The following is a 16110-nucleotide window of genomic DNA, read 5'->3' as shown; positions in this document are numbered from 1 at the left end:
AAAAACCTCAGATGCCCCCAGTCTCTCCCGAGCGTCTCCGCAGCTTCCACCGCGTCCCAGCACCTCAGCAGCGCCGGTGAAGGGCGTTCTAAGTATATCGCCCAAAAGCCGCAAGTGGAAAAATCAAAAAAACGCAAAAAAACGCAAAAACAGAATTTTATCTTACTAAAACAAACGGTTACGAAGAGCATCCAGCCATTCAACCCGGAAGTCGCGGACACAGACCATCGCAAATCAGCGCCATGGATATGTTATTCACACTGTTACCCACAGACTCGCCTGCGAGTCAGGCTGAATCGGCTTGCCTAAGCCGGATCAGGAATGATGTGACCGGCAGGCGCATGACCAGAAGGCCCAGAATAATAGCCAGGTAGACCAATGGCTCGATCTGAAACCCCTTCGCCAGCATCACATAATGAAGCGCGCCCAGAATTGCTGCCGGGTAGACCAGACGATGCAATTTGCGCCAACGAGGCCCCAAACGGCGAACCGCCCAGTTGTTAGACGTGATTGCAAGCGGCAGTAACAATACAAAAGCAGCCATGCCCACCGTGATATAGGGCCGCTTGATAATGTCCGCCCAGATTTGGCTGGGAATCTGAACATCCAGAACCAGCCAAATCAACAGGTGCAATGCGACATAGGAAAATGTCAGTACACCTATCGTGCGGCGGAACTTCATCAGATTTAGGCCAGCGAAGCGACGCAAGGGCGAAATCGCGAGACCCAAAATCAGAAGCTGCAGCGCCAGTTCGCCAAACTCGTGCTCGAGCGCCTCGATCGGCTCGACCCCGAGACCACCGGTCATGCCCTGATAAAACAACCAGGGCACAGGCAGTGCGCCCAGCAGATAAACAGCCCAATTGGGAAGCCGTCGCAAGAGGTCGTTGAGCCGCCGCATCATCTCAGTAGTTCTTCGCCAGATCCATGCCTTCGTAAAGGCTGGCGACCTCATCTTCATATCCGTTGAACATCAGCGTCGGGATTCGCTTGGCAAACAGGCCTCCGCCGATCTGGCGTTCCGAGGCCTGCGACCATCGGGGGTGATCCACATTGGGGTTCACATTGCTGTAGAATCCATATTCACGCGGACCCGCCATATTCCAACTTGTCGGAGGCTGCGTATCCGTCAAGGTAATCCGCACGATCGATTTGATCGATTTGAAGCCGTATTTCCACGGTACCACCAATCGCAAAGGCGCGCCGTTCTGGTTCGGGATGTCCCTGCCGTAGATCCCAGTAGCCATAATGGTCAGCGGATGCATCGCCTCATCCAAACGCAGCCCTTCGCGATACGGCCAGTCGAGCACCGGATACGCGACACCCGGCATCTCATCGGGACGATAGGCGGTCTCAAACGCCACGTATTTCGCGCCGTCCTGAACGCCAGCCATGCCGAGTAGATCTGCCAGTTCAAACCCGTTCCAAGGTATCACCATCGACCAGGCCTCAACACAGCGGAACCGATAGATTCGCTCCTCAACAGTCATTTCAGACATGATGTCTTTGAAATCATATTCACCAGGGCGGTCGACCAGACCGTCGATGGTTACACTCCAGGGCTCGGTTACCAGTGTGTGTGCATATTTCGCCGGATCATCCTTGCGAGTCCCGAACTCATAAAAATTGTTGTAGGAAGTAATCTCTTCCCATGTATTCGGTTCAAGCGCCTCGGCCGCCGCTGGCCGCGCCAGACCCGCCAGCCCGACACCCGCCAAACCGGCCATGACCTGTCGCCGGTTCAGAAACGCCGCCCTTGGGGTGACGTCCGCATGCGTCAGTTTGTTGGTCCAGCGATGCGCCATTTGGTTCTCCGTTATCCATTAACCTCGAAACTGAGGTAAGGTCTGATAGCACAGAGCCAAGGAAACAGGCGTCACGATTGAGCGAACAGATTGTAACGAAAATTAGGTACGCTTGGGCGCGAGGATAACGGTCACCCGATGTTCAAGCCGACAACACGGTTTATTTCGCACCCAAGATTGACCGCCTGATAGGTCGGAAAGGGCAGCCGGGCCGAAGTTTCGATATCGCGCCGAACCCAGTCCTGCTCCTCTAATTGCTTGAGCGAGGATGACAATGCGCGATCAGTGATCACCTGAAGATCCGACCTGAGCCTTGAAAAGCGCCGCGGTTGGCGGGTCAGCGCCAGAATAGGAACCGTCCAGCTGCGGCGCAGTAGCTTCAATTCAGTATCATCCGGCACCAAGGCCATGATTTCTGCCGCTACAGCCGCCGCCTGAACCCCGGCTTTGGTCAAACGGAATTCAGGTCGCAAAGGGTGCCCGTGGCCCGGGTTCCGTTCAAGCAAGCCAAGGCTAGCCAGATGCTCCAGACTTGCCGCAAACGCCGTCCGGCTTGCGCCCGTCGCGGCGAGCAACGGGGCCTGCCTGCCCGGAACCCCTTGGTGCAGCTGCGCAAGAATGTTCAGTGACCAGGCCCGGGAGGTAAGCTTGACAAGTAGTTTTATGTCCATAAAATATAGTTACTTTATTTTAGGACAAAAGGAAAGTTCCATGCCCCTCGTTTCCTTAGAAAACACCATCACTCTTGCCATTTCGGTCAAAGATCGCCACGCCAGTGCGCGCTGGTATAATGACAAGCTCGGGTTTGAGTTGATCCATCATATTGATGAGGCGGGTTGGAGCGAGATGCTCACCAAAACCGAAGGCGTGACCCTTGGTTTGGGCGAGCAGGCAGAACCCGCGCCCGGAAACACCGTTCCGGTCTTTGGTGTTGCTGATATCGCAAGCGCACGCGGTGCTCTGGAAGGGTCCGGCGTTCGGTTTGACGGCGAAACCGAGACGATCGAGGGGATGGTCAGCACCGCCACATTTTACGACCCGGACGGCAATGCAATGATGCTGGCGCAGGATCTGACCGGGCAGGTCTGAACGCTCTTAGTCGCAATACAAGCCACCAAAAAAAGACCCGCCTGGATGGCGGGTCTCTTCATTACCTGAGACTTAATGCACGACTGCATCATCCGGGCGCGGACGCTCGGACGTTCCCAGCCGGTCGCCGATGATCAAACCATCGGTTCCGGCGGTCACCGGAACGGTCTCACCATCCTTTATCTCACCGGCCAGCAGTGCTTCGGCCAACGGGTTCTGCAGGGCGCGTTGGATCACGCGTTTCAATGGGCGGGCACCGAAGACCGGATCATAGCCTTCATTGGCCAGCCATTCCTTCGCGCCATCGTCCAGTGCCAGCTCGATCTTGCGGGCAGCCAGACGTTTCTGCAGACGTGCCATCTGGATATCGACGATGCCATCCATATCGGCCCGCTTGAGCCGGTCAAAGATGATGGTCTCATCCAGACGGTTCAGGAACTCGGGCCGGAAATGTGCCCGGACTGCGTCCATCACATCCCGCCGCGCCTGCGCGCTGTCCGCGCCTTCGGGCAACTGACTCAGCGCCTGAGAGCCAAGGTTCGACGTCAGGATGATCAGCGTCTGCTTAAAATCCACGGTACGACCCTGACCATCGGTCAGCACACCATCATCGAGAACCTGCAGCAGCACGTTAAACACATCCGGGTGCGCCTTTTCGACCTCATCAAACAGCACGACCTGATAGGGCCGGCGCCGCACGGCTTCGGTCAGCACACCGCCTTCGTCATAGCCGACATAGCCCGGAGGGGCCCCGATCAGACGGGCGACCGCGTGCTTCTCCATAAACTCAGACATATCGATGCGTACCATCGCGTTGTCGTCGTCGAATAGGAAGTTCGCCACGGCCTTGGTCAGCTCGGTTTTCCCCACACCCGTGGGTCCAAGGAACAGGAACGAGCCCAGCGGGCGACCTTCGTCATTCAGACCCGCACGCGCGCGGCGCACGGCGTTGGCCACGGCGGTCACCGCCGCATCCTGACCGATCACGCGGGAATGCAGATCGTCTTCCATCCGCAGCAGTTTCTCACGCTCGCCTTCCAGCATTTTCGAGGTCGGGATACCGGTCCAGCGTTCGACCACCGACGCAATCTGTTCTGGGCGCACCGTTTCCTCGGCCATCATGGCGTTGCTTTCGGCGTTTTCAGCCTCGGTCAGCTTTTTCTCAAGCTCAGGGATGACACCGTAGGACAGCTCACCCGCTTTGGCGAGGTTCGCTTCGCGCTTCGCGATTTCCAGATCAGCGCGAGCTTTGTCGAGCTGTTCCTTAAGATCACGGGCACCCGCGAGCTTGTCGCGTTCTGCCTGCCACTGAGCAGTCATCTCAGCGGATTGCTCCTGCAGGTCGGCCAGATCCTTTTGCAAGGTTTCCAGACGATCCTTGGAGGCCGCGTCATCTTCCAGCTTCAGCGCCTCTTCCTCGATCTGCATTTGCAGGATCTGACGATCCAGCTGATCGAGTTCCTCGGGCTTGGAATCCACCTCCATCCGCAAACGCGAAGCCGCTTCATCGACAAGGTCGATGGCTTTGTCAGGCAGGAAGCGGTCGGTGATGTAGCGATGCGACAGGGTCGCCGCCGACACGAGCGCCGAGTCCGAGATGCGCACACCGTGGTGCAGCTCGTACTTTTCCTTGATACCGCGAAGGATGCTGATCGTGTCCTCAACTGTCGGCTCAGTGACCATCACCGGCTGGAACCGCCGCGCAAGCGCCGCGTCTTTTTCGACGTATTTGCGGTACTCATCCAGCGTCGTCGCGCCGATACAATGCAGCTCACCCCGGGCAAGCGCAGGCTTGATCAGGTTGGCGGCATCCATCGCACCGTCGGATTTACCTGCACCTACCAGCGTGTGCATCTCGTCGATGAACAGTATGATCTCACCGGCGGCTTCGGTCACTTCGGTCAGAACAGCCTTCAGTCGTTCTTCGAACTCACCTCGATATTTAGCACCGGCGATCAGCGCACCCATGTCGAGCGCGAGAAGCTTCTTGTCCTTCAATGATTCCGGCACATCACCATTGACTATGCGCAGGGCCATGCCCTCGGCAATCGCGGTCTTACCGACGCCGGGTTCACCAATCAGTACCGGATTGTTCTTGGTGCGGCGCGACAGAACCTGCATCGAACGGCGGATTTCCTCATCCCGCCCGATGATCGGGTCGATCTTGCCTTCGGCTGCAGCCTCGGTCAGGTCGCGCGCATATTTCTTAAGCGCGTCGTAGCCTTCTTCCGCCGATGCGGTGTCAGCAGTGCGGCCCTTGCGGATATCGTTGATCGCTTCGTTCAGTTTCTGGGCCGATACAGCACCGGCCTCCAAAGCCTCTTTGGCTTTGGATTTCACCATACACAGCGCCATCAGAACGCGTTCGACCGGCACAAAGCTGTCGCCCGCCTTGGTGGCGAGCTTCTCTGCCTCGTCCAAAACCTTGGCGGTCTGGCCGTCCATATAGATCTGGCTGGCGTCGCCGCTGACCTTAGGGATTTTGCCCATGGCCGCGTCCAACGCCTCAACCACGCGGTTCGGTGCGCCGCCAGCGCGTGAGATCAGGTTGCTGGCCAGCCCCTGATCGTCGTCCATCAATGCTTTCAAGATATGTGTGGGCTCCAGCCTTTGGTGCCCCTCGCGCAGCGCAATGGTCTGCGCGGCTTGCACGAAACCCCGTGCCCGCTCGGTGAACTTGTTCAAGTCCATAGCATTCTCCTTTTCTTAAGCGCCCCGTATTGATGCGCCCGCTTGGCGGCACGCGTCGGTCTGGGCCTCACATTCAATTTGGGAAATGTCTTTTCCCATTCAAGAGGCTAGAGCATATAAAACGGCGTCATCCGCGCGGAATCGAGTAGACGGAATAACCGCCAGTTTCTCCCATCAATTCAGCGTTGTACATTTCGACCAAAGACTGCTCGGCACTGCTGCCTGTAGGGCATGAAACCAGATCTGCTGTATGATCGAGGAAGTTGCCGGTATAGGCTGTTTCCCCGGTCAATTGACACCAGTCGTCTTCCGATCGGTACCCACGCACTAACAGAAGATTGTCATTGGTTGGAGCCGGCGCGACACCGGTTTCGGGCGGATCGCTTTGAGGCGCGTCTTCGCATGCGGCCAACATCAGTGCCACGCCAAGTACTATTACCTTTTTCATCATTTCTATCCCTGTTCTGAACGTCGGTACTTTAGCACATTGCGCAAAATAGTGAGTGATCTGCGTCACCTCGGACTTCACACATGGACAGATCGCCCTGAACCCGTTAGGACGCAAACGTTTGCCAAAAAGGAGCGCCCCATGTCCGATGACCGCCTTATCGTAGCCCTCGACGTCCCAAACGCCCTGCAGGGTCTAGCCATGGCCGAGCGGCTGGGCGACTCGGTTTCGTTCTATAAGATCGGGCTGGGTATGTTGACTGGCGGCGGTCTGGCGTTGGCCAACGAGTTGAAACAGGATCACGGAAAGCGCATTTTCTTGGACATGAAGCTGTTCGATATCGGCAACACTGTAGAAAATGCAGTGCGTGGGTTGGCTCAGTTCGATCTGGACTTCTTGACGGTGCATGGTGATCCGCATGTCGTACGCGCCGCAAAGGAGGGCGCTGCAGGCAAGGACATGAAAATTCTGGCGGTAACCGTCCTAACATCACTGAACAGGGACGATCTGGATGCAAGCCTTCTGAAAGCGGGTGACGTGCAGGACCTCGTTGTAGAACGCGCGGCCAAGGCTTTCGAGGCCGGAGCTGATGGCGTGATCGCCAGCCCTCAGGAAGCCGCGCTAATCCGCGCCCTGCCCCAATCCGAAGGTCGTTTGATTGTAACCCCTGGGGTACGCCCTGCTGGTGCAGCTTTGGGCGACCAAAAGCGCGTCGCAACCCCGGCCAGTGCAATCGGCGATGGGGCCGATCATATCGTTGTGGGCCGCCCGATTTATCAGGCGGATGACCCCAAAGCCGCCGCACAAGCAGTTTTGAGCGAGTTAAATTCATTGACTCACCATTAGGCGAAAAGCCAAAAATTGCGGAAGGAACGGTGCTCAAGCAATTGACGTTAGGTCAATTTTTCGCGCCGCCGCGCCAAATCGTCCCTGTGCCCGAAAACACACATGAAAAACATGAGTTTTATGGCGTTCGGCTTGTGGCTATCGAAAAACGCCATTTTCGGCGATTCTACACACAAGACACTCCCCAACGGGCCATCTCTTCCTGAGGCTCGTTACCTCCCCCCGCAGGCGCGGGGGGTTTTCTTTCGAAGTCCCGTTCAAAGCTGCGCCGTTTCCGACAAATAATCCCGAAGGCGATCTGAAAAATTTGGAATGGCCAACGGATTCGACAGATAATCCTGCGGACAAATCAGCCTCCACCCCTGCCCTTCGTCCCCAAAACGGATCAGACCAACATCTTCCGGCGGGCGCAGGGCGACGTAGAACCAGCTTTGACCATATTGCCGTGACCAGACAAGATCGGTTGCGCACAGGCGCAGTCCAACCTCTTCATCTGTTTCACGCAACGCGCATTCGATCGGTGTTTCACCTGGCTCTTTCCCGCCGCCTGGAAAATCGAGATGACCTGGAAACGGAATATCTGATCGATCATCTCTTAGAATGACCAGCAGCTTGTGCCCCAGAAACAACGCTATTTTTGCCCCGGTGAAGTCCATCGGTCCTCTTTTTATCCTTATCCATTCGCGATACCTTTTAACCTATCGAATGTCTTGACCAATCCGCCGCTGGCCGGAAAGAAACTACATCATGCCCGCCATCTGTCGCGACTGCCTGAAGGAAATTAAGCAAGGGCCGCGCTGCCCAACTTGCAGCAGCCCGAGGGTCAAATCGCACCCAGAGCTGTTTGACCTGACGATCGCGCATATGGATTGCGATGCTTTTTATGCTTCGGTCGAAAAGCGCGACAATCCCGAACTTGCCGACAAGCCTGTGATCATTGGCGGCGGCAAGCGCGGGGTGGTTTCGACTGCCTGTTACGTGGCCCGCGTTCGCGGGGTACGTTCAGCCATGCCAATGTTCAAGGCGCTTCAACTATGCCCCGAAGCGGTGGTGATCAAACCACGTATGTCGGTCTATGCCAGCGTCTCGCGCGAGATACGCACCATGATGGACGAGTTGACACCTGATGTTGAACCACTGTCGCTGGATGAGGCGTTCATGGACCTATCCGGCACCGAGCGGCTGCATGGTGCACCGCCAGCGGTCATGCTTGCACGTCTGGTCAAGAGGATGAAAGATGAGCTGGGCCTGACGGGATCGATTGGCTTGAGCCATAACAAGTTTCTGGCCAAGGTGGCCTCGGATCTCGACAAGCCTCGGGGTTTTTCAGTGATCGGCCAGGCCGAGACGGCTGATTTCCTGCATGACCGGCCGGTGCGATTAATCTGGGGAATTGGTCCGGCGGCGCAGGAATCTCTGGATCGCGCAGGGATTCGCACATTTTCTGATCTTCTGCGCTGGGATCAGGAGGCGCTGATAGCGCGGTTCGGATCAATGGGCTACCGTCTGTGGCATCTGGCGCGAGGGCAGGACAAACGGCGCGTATCGGCCCATGAGCCGATGAAGTCGATCAGTAATGAGACCACTTTTTTCGAGGATACCGCCAGTCTTGAAATTCTGGACGGGCATCTGTGGCGTATGTCTGAAAAGGTAGCCGACCGGGCCAAAGCCAAGGGATTGGCTGGGCGAGTGGTGACGCTGAAGCTGAAACAGGCCAACCACAAGATCATCACCCGGCGGATATCGCTACGCGATGCGACTCAGATAGCGGATCGGATTTATCGCACCGCTCGTGGGCTATTTGATCAGGTTGGCGATCAGGGTCCCTATCGCCTTTTGGGATGCGGCCTGTCTGACCTGTGCTCAGAGGATCAGGCCGATATCTCGGGCGACCTTCTGGATCCCGGTGCAGAACGCCGATCACAGGCCGAACGTGCGACGGACGAAATCCGGCGCCGTTTCGGCAGTGATGCAATCGTAAAAGGTCGTGCGCTGCGTTAGGTCTATTCGGCGGCAAGTGACATTGGATCGGACCCGATACTGGTGATCTGCGCGGTGACCTGCCGCAACACATCACGCAACGCCTCAAAGTTGCCGTTCGGCTGGATCGTTTCCTCGTTCATATAAAGTGAACGATCGATCTCGATTTGAACCGCATGCTGATGGCGGGCAGGTCGACCATAGGTCTGGGTGACGTAGGCCCCTGCAAAAGGCGTGTTGCGCGCCACATTCAGACCCGCGTCGGCAAAAGCGGCCTCGATCTGATCAACGATCACACCGGAAGCGGCCGCACCGAACCGATCGCCCAAAACGATTTCCGGTCGGGCCCGGCGCGAGCCGCCGGCCAGCGCCACCGCCTCGTGCGGCATCGAGTGGCAATCAATCAGAATGGCCTGCCCAAACATCTGATGCGATTCCGCCAGCAGAGATTTCAGGCGAGTATGGTATGGACGCCAATAGGTATCGATCCGCAGGCGCGCCTCATCCATAGTCAGCTTGCCGCTGTAGATCGCCCTGCCGTTGGCGACCACGCGGGGAATCACCCCGAGGCCCGAGGTAACCCGCGGGTTATGTCCGTGACGACGCGCACCCTGTATCAATGCGGGGTCCAATTCATCCGAATTGCGATTCAGGTCCAGATAGGCGCGCGGCATGGCCGCGGCGAGCAGCGGTGCACCGAATTCAGCGACTGAGGAAAAAAGCTGGTCGACATACGCATCCTCAGACGACCGAATCATATTGCGGTTCAGAACAGACCGCTTCAACAAAGACTCGGGATAGGTCCGACCGCTATGGGGCGAGGCAAATACCACGCAGGACGTACGCGTTGCGGGCATATCCAGAATATAGGCTGCATTGGTGGCGGCGTCGGGCATGGGCTCTCCGTTGTTCGCACTCAACATAGACCGTAAAATAGTTCTGCCAAACCCCTTGATCCCCCCAACGACTCCTTTTATAGACCCCGCTACCGGCGCGGGGTTCCGCGCCCCATTTCGTTATGGGGCAGGTCACGCAACGGTTTCATGGGCGGTTAGCTCAGCGGTAGAGCACTTCGTTGACATCGAAGGGGTCACAAGTTCGATCCTTGTACCGCCCACCATGAATTCATTGCTCTGGTCTTTCCGGGGCACCCGATTAACCCAGGCGCTGGCCACGTCTTTGATGAAGGCGCCGCAGATTGGAGACAGACCCATGAAGGTCAAGAACTCGCTCCGCTCGCTCAAAAACCGGCACCGTGATTGCCGGGTTGTGCGTCGCAAAGGCCGCGTCTACGTGATCAACAAGACGCAGCGCAAGTTCAAAGCTCGCCAGGGCTAAGAACTGCACGAACTTAATTCAAAAACCGCGCTTTCGAGCGCGGTTTTTTTATGCCCTGCTTCTAACGCCCTTTCATGTCGGCGGAAGCGCCGGAAATCGCTCCGAAAGTCCGGTTCTGAGATTTAGTATTGTTATGAGACGGTCTCGTGCTACGCTTTCCCTGTTTTTTATGACGGGAGGTCGGGTTGGCTAACGATGATCTGGATACGCTATTAGGAACAACCCTGACCGAGATGGTGGCCGATATAGGCCGAAGCGTGGCCCAAGCCGCCGAACAGCTTAGTCTGGATCAGTTGAACGCGCTGAAGAACTATCCTCAGGAACTGCGCGAGATGGGCATTCCGCCAGTCTTTTACCACATGCAGGATGTCGATGTAGAATTGAAGGTCGTCATGGAGATGACCAGTACCACAGAAGAAGGCAAACGCGGGATCATTGGCGCGTTTCTGTGTGGGCCAAAACTGACGCAGACAGATACGCTCGATGCAAGCAGCGCGTCGACCATGCGGATGCGGTTCGCGCCGGGACCGGTGGATGAAGGTGGTTCTGGTGGAGGGGTCGATGGCGACTAAAAAGGACAAGACCCCCAAAAAACAGCCTATAGATGTGCGCGTCACCGAACTGCCCGAGGCGTTCACCACACTGCTTCAGTCATTGGAAAACCGCCTGACCGCGCTGGAGGCGCGCGAGGTCGTGTTGCTGGAGACGATCCAGGACCTGCAAGACCAGATCGACGATCTGGAAGAAGGAGGCAGTGGCATGCTGATGGGCTCGGGTTCTCCGGTGGTGAACCCAATGGCCGGAGGCCAGAGCGGAATGGAGGTTGAAGACAAAGATACGCAGATCGTGGATGCGCAGGTTTTTTCGCAGGCCCTGGGCGAACAGATCCTTGCAGGATCCGACGGCAGCGACGATTTCACCATCGACAATGTCCAGGTCGAAGCCTTTGTTGGGCTTGGTCGGGATGGCAATAAAGCCCAGTTCGCTACAAACGCGAAGAAACAGGCGGTCAGCCAGAACGCAGCGAAGGTCTCGTTCTCGGTCAAAAGACGGTCCGCAACGAAGATTATTGATAGAGACTGAATTCACAAAGGAGATTGGAAATGAGTATCGGGCAGGAACTGCTAAACGTCCCTTTCGCGGAAATGGTTCAGAAACTGGCGATTTCCGTGGCAGAGTCGCAAACTGAATTGGATAGACATTCGACTGATATCGCCAAATACATGGCGGATCAGAAGATCCAGCTTCCCGATCTATCCAACCCCGATGGTCCCCCAAAGGAATTCAGCCTCGTGTCGATGGGTTTCCTGCCCGCGTTCTATGCGGTGCAAGAGGCCGAGATCGAGGTAAAGATGGCGATCTCGATGACCAAACAGACCGAGAAATCAGGCAGCGCATCGGTCAAAGGTGGCTGGGGCCCCGTGGCGGCGCAGGTCAACGCAAGTTATTCCTCGCGCTATGCCTATAATCAGGAAGGCGCAAGTAGGCTGTCAATCAAGCTGGCCCCAGCTGATCCGCCGGTCATGCTGCAGAAATACATGGAAGCGGTAACACAGGCGATGCTGACCAAAGAACCGGTGCTCAGCGACGATCCGGACCCCGAGCCGGCACCGTCACCCGTCCCACCGCAACCCGAAAGAAAACAAAGTAGGCGGCGTCAATCCTGAAGGGGCCGTCCGGCAAGGTAAGTTCAGCGACGTTTTGACCAACTAATTTTGTCGGATTTCCTTGCATCCCACCGAGAATCGTTTAATTGACCAAATCAGTCGGGTTAAATCCCGTCACGATTTTCAATGTTGGGACAAATGATGCTGAAATCCTCTACCTGCTTTGCCGCCACCCTGACGGCCCTGATCGCCACCTCTGCCGCAGCCGAGGGCGAGCTGAACCTGTATTCCTCGCGCCATTACGACACCGACGAACGCCTGTATTCCGACTTCGAAGAGGCCACCGGCATCACCATCAACCGCATCGAAGGCAAGGCCGACGAACTGATCGCACGGATGAAAGCAGAAGGCGCGAATTCGCCCGCTGATGTCCTGCTGACGGTCGACAGCTCGCGCCTGGCCCGCGCCAAGAGCGAAGGCATCCTGCAGCCGGTCGAGAGCGCAATCTTAGAGGAGCGTATTCCGGCAAACCTTCAGGACGAAGACAATCAGTGGTACGGCTTTTCTCAGCGCGCACGGATCATCTTCTTTGACAAGGCTGATGTCGCCAACCCACCCGCAACCTATCTGGATCTGGCAAAACCGGAGTATAAAGGGCAGATCTGCATTCGCTCGTCCGGCAATATCTATAACCAGACACTATTGTCATCGATCATTGCAAATCACGGCGCGGAAGAAGCCAGGAAATGGGCCGAAGGTGTCGCCGCCAACATGGCACGCGAACCTCAGGGCGGTGACACAGACCAGCTGCGCGGCATCGTGTCAGGCGAGTGCGAGATTGCGGTTGCCAACACATACTATATGGCCCGCGCTATGCGCAAAGACGTCAAGGGTCTAAGCGCGGATATCGAGATGATCGGCGTGCAATTCCCGGCACAGGACGCCGAAGGTGCACATATGAACCTGTCGGGTGCGGGTGTTGCAGCAAACGCGCCGAACAAAGAAAACGCGATTAAGTTCCTTGAGTATCTCGCAAGCGATCAGGCGCAGGTCTACTTCTCGAACGGAAACGATGAATACCCCGCTGTCGAAGGCGTCGCGCTGGCTGAGAACGTGGCCGCTCTGGGGGAATTCAAAGCAGATGAGGTGAACCTCTCAGAGGCCGCCAAAAACATCCCCGAGGCACAGAAAATCTATAACGAAGTTGGCTGGAAGTAATCCAGTCCGATACCCGAGCAGCAAAAGGGCGCAGATTTCTGCGCCCTTTTTCTATTGTGTTTGATGTAAAGCAAGGCAATAATCCCATATTCGTAACTGATTCCCATATGTGAGCCATGCTCGACACACTATCAAACCGCCTCGCTAAGCGTCTGAACGAGCTGCGCCAGGGTCATGGCTGGTCGCTTGAGCAGCTGGCAGACCAAAGTGGGATCAGCCGGGCGACACTGTCGCGAATGGAAAACGGTGATGTCAGCCCTACCGCTGAAACGCTTGGCCGTTTATGCGCGGCATACGGCCTGCCCATGTCACGCCTGCTGATGATGGTCGAAGACAGTTTCGATCCCAAAGTACCTTTCGAGAAGCAGCCTGAATGGCATGACCCAGAAAGCGGGTTTACCCGCCGTTCGGTTTCACCACCGGCGACTGGCCTCAGTGGGGAAGTAATGGAAGGTCATTTGCCCCCAGGTACTGTCATCACCTACGATACTCCGCCCAAGCCGGGACAGGAGCACCACCTGATCCTACTTGATGGAGGGCTAACGTTGACAGTGGACGGGATTGCCCATGCGCTCAGCGGCGGCGACTGCCTTCGCTATCACCTGTCGGGGCCAACGCAGTTCGAAACCGGACCCAAACGCGGTGCGCGCTATCTGTTGGTGCTGATATGATTACGCGATTGCCACAGGAATATTTCGACGAAGCGCTTGAGGATCTGACCGATATCCTGCACCGCTGTGTCCATACCGGTGCCAGTATCGGGTTCATCCTTCCTTTTTCGCGGGACGATGCCCGCGCCTATTGGCGGGACAGGGTGCAGCCCGAACTCCGCGCGGAGACACTCGATCTGTTTGTCGCATATGGTGACGGACGCATTCTGGGCACGGTGCAACTGATCCCCGCCGCAATGCCCAACCAGCCACATCGCGCGGATGTGGCAAAGCTGCTGGTTCATCCGCAGGCTCGCCGTCGCGGTTTGGGTCGGTCGCTGATGGAGGCACTGCATGAGCGAGCTCGGGAATTGAAACGCACGATGCTGGTGCTGGACACCCGTAGCAGCGATCCTTCACGCTTGCTGTATCAGTCGATGGGTTTTCAGATTGCCGGAGAGATCCCGAATTATTGCCGAAACCCGTTTGAGGATCGGCTGGAGCCGACCACTTACATGTTCAAGGACGTCACCTAGCTGCCCGTCGCGCGCACATTCGCGACAGAGCATTCGGCGATCCCCGAAGGTCCCGACATAGGTCGGCACCAAAGGCCTACAGCCGCGCGCCATCGACAGCAAAGGGCGCTCGTTGACCAAAGAATTTGATACCTCAAGCGCATCGGGATCAATCTAGAATCGAAGGAACTCCAGAGCTTCTCCGGCTGGCAGCTTCTCAGTTTCTGCCGGAATAATTACCAGACCATCGGCCTGTGCAAGAAGGGCAACGCGCCCGCTGTAAGACTCGGCCATCAGGCGCAAACGCGGTGCGCCATTCGGTGTACATCCGTCGATGCTTACCGGGCGGTACTCACGCCGCCCCGCGCGGCGTTGAAGAGGTTCTGCCAAAACCGCCTGCTCGGGGGTGCGTTCGTTCCGATGCAGACCGGCACGGCGTTCCATCATCCGCGCACCAATGATCTGCCACGTCACAAAGGCCGAAACCGGATTTCCCGGCAGGCCCACATAAAGCGCATCACCCTGACAACCGAACATGATCGGCTTACCAGGTTTCATCGCCACTTTCATCACCTCGGTTTCGCCACCGATTTCACTGAACAGGCGCGGCATGTGGTCTTCGTCCCCGACCGAAACACCGCCCGTGGTGATGATCAGGTCCGAGCTATTACAGGCCTCCCTCAAGACCTGCTTCAACAGCACCGGATCATCTTCGACCGGGCCTCGGTCGGCTAGTTCGATCCAGGGTTTATCCAGCAAAGCCAAAAGCATGTAGCGGTTCGAGTTGTAGATCTGTCCGGGGCCAAGCGCTTCACCCGGCTGGCGCAGCTCGCTACCGGTCGAGAAGATCGTGACCTTGAGCTTGCGAAAAACCTTCACCTCGCCATAACCAGCCGAGGCCAACGCGGCGGCCTCACGCGCGGAAATTTCACACCCGCGCCGCAGGATCGGGGCACCAGCTTTCAAATCCTCGCCCGCGCGACGGATATGCTGACCGGATTTTGGACGGCGGTTGAACCGGATGCGATCGGACTGAAACTCACAGTCTTCCTGCATTAATACCGCATCGAACTCAGACGGCACCGGCGCTCCTGTGAATATACGCAAGGCACCGCCATCCGGCGCATCGTGTGCGCCGCTATCGCCGGCGGCTATGCGACCGCCAACTAGCAGTTCGAACACAGGCCCCTCGCCCAGATCGGCGCTGCGAACGGCATAGCCGTCCATAGCCGAGTTATCGAAGGCGGGCATGTCTACCTTGCTGTCGCAATTCTCAGCCAGTATCCGGCCAATAGCCTGCACCAGCGGTAGTGTTTCGGTATCCGTGATGGGGTTGGCCACGGACAAACCGCGCCTCAGGGCGTCATCTACGGTCAGGTACATATGAGCATGGTGGTCGCAGGCACATCCATCAGCCATTTTGGGCCTCCACATACGCAAAGAGCTCTTCGAAACCGACCCGCTCGGCCTCTCCAAGTTTAGGTAGATAGGCCTTGGCTTCTTCGAGATTCGAGCTTGGATCACCAACTACCAGCAGCATGACCATTCCGTGACGCCCATGAACGCGGCAACGGATGCCGTAGACTCCCTCTTTCTCGAAAGTCAGATCCAGTTCGGGTTTGCCCCGAATCTCGAAGACGCGCGCGCCCACGGGTATCATTCGAGGAATGGCAGTGACCGTGTGCCGCCCGGTCGAGCCTTTGAAACGCACAGTCGCCCCAGCGGGAACCTGCAGGAATTTGGGTTCGAACCGAAATGCATGCGCCGGAGTGTCGGCGTTCAGGTCGATGACCTGATGAACTACGGCAACCTCGGGGATCTCCTCGGCCAGTGCGACACTACCAAAAGCCATTGCCCCCGTTAGAATCGCCGCGCATAGTTTCAGCGAAATCGCCATCTATCCCTCCGGTTTCAGACCGCCCG

Annotated in this window: 19 protein-coding genes and 1 tRNA gene; 11 read left to right on the top strand and 9 right to left on the bottom strand. The window is 57.1% G+C overall.

Features of this window, described 5'->3' with window-relative positions:
* Positions 1-286 precede the first annotated feature (286 nt).
* The 3 genes from msrQ to ACRZ96_RS17545 all read right to left on the bottom strand — a co-directional run bounded on the left by msrQ (position 287) and on the right by ACRZ96_RS17545 (position 2476).
* Positions 287-901 carry a protein-methionine-sulfoxide reductase heme-binding subunit MsrQ gene (msrQ, locus tag ACRZ96_RS17555; protein WP_480707400.1) on the bottom strand — a complete coding sequence of 205 codons (615 nt, stop codon included), beginning with the start codon at positions 899-901 and terminating at the stop codon, positions 287-289.
* A gap of 4 nt (positions 902-905) precedes the next feature.
* The gene (msrP, locus tag ACRZ96_RS17550) at positions 906-1805 is read right to left on the bottom strand and encodes a protein-methionine-sulfoxide reductase catalytic subunit MsrP (protein ID WP_480707401.1); all 900 of its coding nucleotides are present in this window, start codon (positions 1803-1805) and stop codon (positions 906-908) included.
* 131 nt (positions 1806-1936) lie between these two features.
* Positions 1937-2476, bottom strand: coding sequence for a winged helix-turn-helix transcriptional regulator (locus tag ACRZ96_RS17545; RefSeq protein WP_170408244.1), 540 nt, complete (start codon positions 2474-2476; stop codon positions 1937-1939).
* Positions 2477-2516: 40 nt separating this feature from the next.
* Here ACRZ96_RS17545 and ACRZ96_RS17540 point away from each other — a divergent pair, with 40 nt between their 5' ends.
* The gene (locus ACRZ96_RS17540; protein WP_170408243.1) at positions 2517-2894 is read left to right on the top strand and encodes a VOC family protein; all 378 of its coding nucleotides are present in this window, start codon (positions 2517-2519) and stop codon (positions 2892-2894) included.
* Positions 2895-2966: 72 nt separating this feature from the next.
* Here the strand turns inward: ACRZ96_RS17540 and clpB are convergent, their stop codons facing one another.
* Positions 2967-5585, bottom strand: coding sequence for an ATP-dependent chaperone ClpB (clpB, locus tag ACRZ96_RS17535; RefSeq protein ID WP_480814886.1), 2619 nt, complete (start codon positions 5583-5585; stop codon positions 2967-2969).
* 127 nt (positions 5586-5712) lie between these two features.
* The gene (locus tag ACRZ96_RS17530) at positions 5713-6033 is read right to left on the bottom strand and encodes a hypothetical protein (RefSeq protein WP_170636920.1); all 321 of its coding nucleotides are present in this window, start codon (positions 6031-6033) and stop codon (positions 5713-5715) included.
* 141 nt (positions 6034-6174) lie between these two features.
* Here ACRZ96_RS17530 and pyrF point away from each other — a divergent pair, with 141 nt between their 5' ends.
* Positions 6175-6879 carry an orotidine-5'-phosphate decarboxylase gene (gene pyrF / locus ACRZ96_RS17525; protein WP_170514647.1) on the top strand — a complete coding sequence of 235 codons (705 nt, stop codon included), beginning with the start codon at positions 6175-6177 and terminating at the stop codon, positions 6877-6879.
* 257 nt (positions 6880-7136) lie between these two features.
* On the opposite strand, the gene ACRZ96_RS17520 is transcribed toward pyrF, so the two are convergent.
* Positions 7137-7535, bottom strand: coding sequence for an NUDIX hydrolase (locus ACRZ96_RS17520; RefSeq protein WP_480814885.1), 399 nt, complete (start codon positions 7533-7535; stop codon positions 7137-7139).
* A gap of 91 nt (positions 7536-7626) precedes the next feature.
* Here ACRZ96_RS17520 and ACRZ96_RS17515 point away from each other — a divergent pair, with 91 nt between their 5' ends.
* Positions 7627-8880, top strand: a complete 1254-nt coding sequence (locus ACRZ96_RS17515; RefSeq protein WP_480814884.1) for a DNA polymerase IV — start codon at positions 7627-7629, stop codon at positions 8878-8880.
* A gap of 2 nt (positions 8881-8882) precedes the next feature.
* Here ACRZ96_RS17515 and ACRZ96_RS17510 read toward each other — a convergent pair whose 3' ends face one another.
* A complete protein-coding gene (locus tag ACRZ96_RS17510) occupies positions 8883-9755 on the bottom strand; it encodes an N-formylglutamate amidohydrolase (protein WP_170514642.1) in 873 nt (290 codons plus the stop codon).
* A gap of 149 nt (positions 9756-9904) precedes the next feature.
* Between ACRZ96_RS17510 and ACRZ96_RS17505 the strand changes: the two genes are divergently transcribed.
* From ACRZ96_RS17505 to ACRZ96_RS17470, 8 genes are all read left to right on the top strand, one after another.
* Positions 9905-9979, top strand: a tRNA-Val gene (locus tag ACRZ96_RS17505).
* A 92-nt stretch (positions 9980-10071) separates the two neighbouring features.
* Positions 10072-10197 (top strand): type B 50S ribosomal protein L36, encoded by a 126-nt coding sequence (gene ykgO, locus ACRZ96_RS17500; RefSeq protein WP_005648635.1) that lies wholly within the window; start codon positions 10072-10074, stop codon positions 10195-10197.
* Between the two features lie 185 nt (positions 10198-10382).
* Positions 10383-10769 carry a hypothetical protein gene (locus ACRZ96_RS17495; protein WP_170398504.1) on the top strand — a complete coding sequence of 129 codons (387 nt, stop codon included), beginning with the start codon at positions 10383-10385 and terminating at the stop codon, positions 10767-10769.
* Entirely contained in the window at positions 10759-11280 is a 522-nt protein-coding gene (locus tag ACRZ96_RS17490; protein WP_480707402.1) for a hypothetical protein, read from the top strand. Before ACRZ96_RS17495 ends, ACRZ96_RS17490 begins: the two co-directional genes overlap by 11 nt.
* 20 nt (positions 11281-11300) lie before the next feature.
* Positions 11301-11864, top strand: coding sequence for a hypothetical protein (locus ACRZ96_RS17485; RefSeq protein WP_170398500.1), 564 nt, complete (start codon positions 11301-11303; stop codon positions 11862-11864).
* Positions 11865-12005: 141 nt separating this feature from the next.
* Positions 12006-13022 (top strand): Fe(3+) ABC transporter substrate-binding protein, encoded by a 1017-nt coding sequence (locus tag ACRZ96_RS17480; RefSeq protein ID WP_170398498.1) that lies wholly within the window; start codon positions 12006-12008, stop codon positions 13020-13022.
* 116 nt (positions 13023-13138) lie between these two features.
* On the top strand, positions 13139-13693 hold the full coding sequence (locus ACRZ96_RS17475; protein ID WP_170513838.1) for a helix-turn-helix domain-containing protein: 555 nt from the start codon (positions 13139-13141) through the stop codon (positions 13691-13693).
* Complete coding sequence (locus tag ACRZ96_RS17470; RefSeq protein ID WP_170425708.1) at positions 13690-14208, top strand: GNAT family N-acetyltransferase; 519 nt, start codon at positions 13690-13692, stop codon at positions 14206-14208. Before ACRZ96_RS17475 ends, ACRZ96_RS17470 begins: the two co-directional genes overlap by 4 nt.
* Before the next feature lie 153 nt (positions 14209-14361).
* On the opposite strand, the gene ACRZ96_RS17465 is transcribed toward ACRZ96_RS17470, so the two are convergent.
* Together ACRZ96_RS17465 and ACRZ96_RS17460 are read right to left on the bottom strand one after the other, a co-directional pair.
* On the bottom strand, positions 14362-15606 hold the full coding sequence (locus ACRZ96_RS17465; RefSeq protein WP_480814883.1) for a molybdopterin molybdotransferase MoeA: 1245 nt from the start codon (positions 15604-15606) through the stop codon (positions 14362-14364).
* Positions 15599-16084 carry a plastocyanin/azurin family copper-binding protein gene (locus ACRZ96_RS17460; RefSeq protein WP_480707404.1) on the bottom strand — a complete coding sequence of 162 codons (486 nt, stop codon included), beginning with the start codon at positions 16082-16084 and terminating at the stop codon, positions 15599-15601. Before ACRZ96_RS17460 ends, ACRZ96_RS17465 begins: the two co-directional genes overlap by 8 nt.
* Positions 16085-16110: the final 26 nt, after the last annotated feature.

It is taken from the genome of Ruegeria sp. CF1 (assembly GCF_056537445.1).
Note: the sequence above shows the minus strand (reverse complement) of the source record. Positions and strands in the feature narration are given on the sequence as shown.

Coding starts and splice junctions, on each gene's coding strand:
- ACRZ96_RS17530 (WP_170636920.1), bottom strand. CDS start 6,033: ATGAAAAAGGTAATAGTACTTGGCGTGGCACTGATGTTGGCCGCATGC.
- ACRZ96_RS17520 (WP_480814885.1), bottom strand. CDS start 7,535: ATGGACTTCACCGGGGCAAAAATAGCGTTGTTTCTGGGGCACAAGCTG.
- ACRZ96_RS17475 (WP_170513838.1), top strand. CDS start 13,139: ATGCTCGACACACTATCAAACCGCCTCGCTAAGCGTCTGAACGAGCTG.
- clpB (WP_480814886.1), bottom strand. CDS start 5,585: ATGGACTTGAACAAGTTCACCGAGCGGGCACGGGGTTTCGTGCAAGCC.
- msrP (WP_480707401.1), bottom strand. CDS start 1,805: ATGGCGCATCGCTGGACCAACAAACTGACGCATGCGGACGTCACCCCA.
- ACRZ96_RS17515 (WP_480814884.1), top strand. CDS start 7,627: ATGCCCGCCATCTGTCGCGACTGCCTGAAGGAAATTAAGCAAGGGCCG.
- ACRZ96_RS17465 (WP_480814883.1), bottom strand. CDS start 15,606: ATGGCTGATGGATGTGCCTGCGACCACCATGCTCATATGTACCTGACC.
- ACRZ96_RS17485 (WP_170398500.1), top strand. CDS start 11,301: ATGAGTATCGGGCAGGAACTGCTAAACGTCCCTTTCGCGGAAATGGTT.
- ACRZ96_RS17480 (WP_170398498.1), top strand. CDS start 12,006: ATGCTGAAATCCTCTACCTGCTTTGCCGCCACCCTGACGGCCCTGATC.
- pyrF (WP_170514647.1), top strand. CDS start 6,175: ATGTCCGATGACCGCCTTATCGTAGCCCTCGACGTCCCAAACGCCCTG.
- ACRZ96_RS17545 (WP_170408244.1), bottom strand. CDS start 2,476: ATGGACATAAAACTACTTGTCAAGCTTACCTCCCGGGCCTGGTCACTG.
- ACRZ96_RS17460 (WP_480707404.1), bottom strand. CDS start 16,084: ATGGCGATTTCGCTGAAACTATGCGCGGCGATTCTAACGGGGGCAATG.
- ACRZ96_RS17540 (WP_170408243.1), top strand. CDS start 2,517: ATGCCCCTCGTTTCCTTAGAAAACACCATCACTCTTGCCATTTCGGTC.
- ACRZ96_RS17490 (WP_480707402.1), top strand. CDS start 10,759: ATGGCGACTAAAAAGGACAAGACCCCCAAAAAACAGCCTATAGATGTG.
- ACRZ96_RS17470 (WP_170425708.1), top strand. CDS start 13,690: ATGATTACGCGATTGCCACAGGAATATTTCGACGAAGCGCTTGAGGAT.
- ykgO (WP_005648635.1), top strand. CDS start 10,072: ATGAAGGTCAAGAACTCGCTCCGCTCGCTCAAAAACCGGCACCGTGAT.
- msrQ (WP_480707400.1), bottom strand. CDS start 901: ATGCGGCGGCTCAACGACCTCTTGCGACGGCTTCCCAATTGGGCTGTT.
- ACRZ96_RS17510 (WP_170514642.1), bottom strand. CDS start 9,755: ATGCCCGACGCCGCCACCAATGCAGCCTATATTCTGGATATGCCCGCA.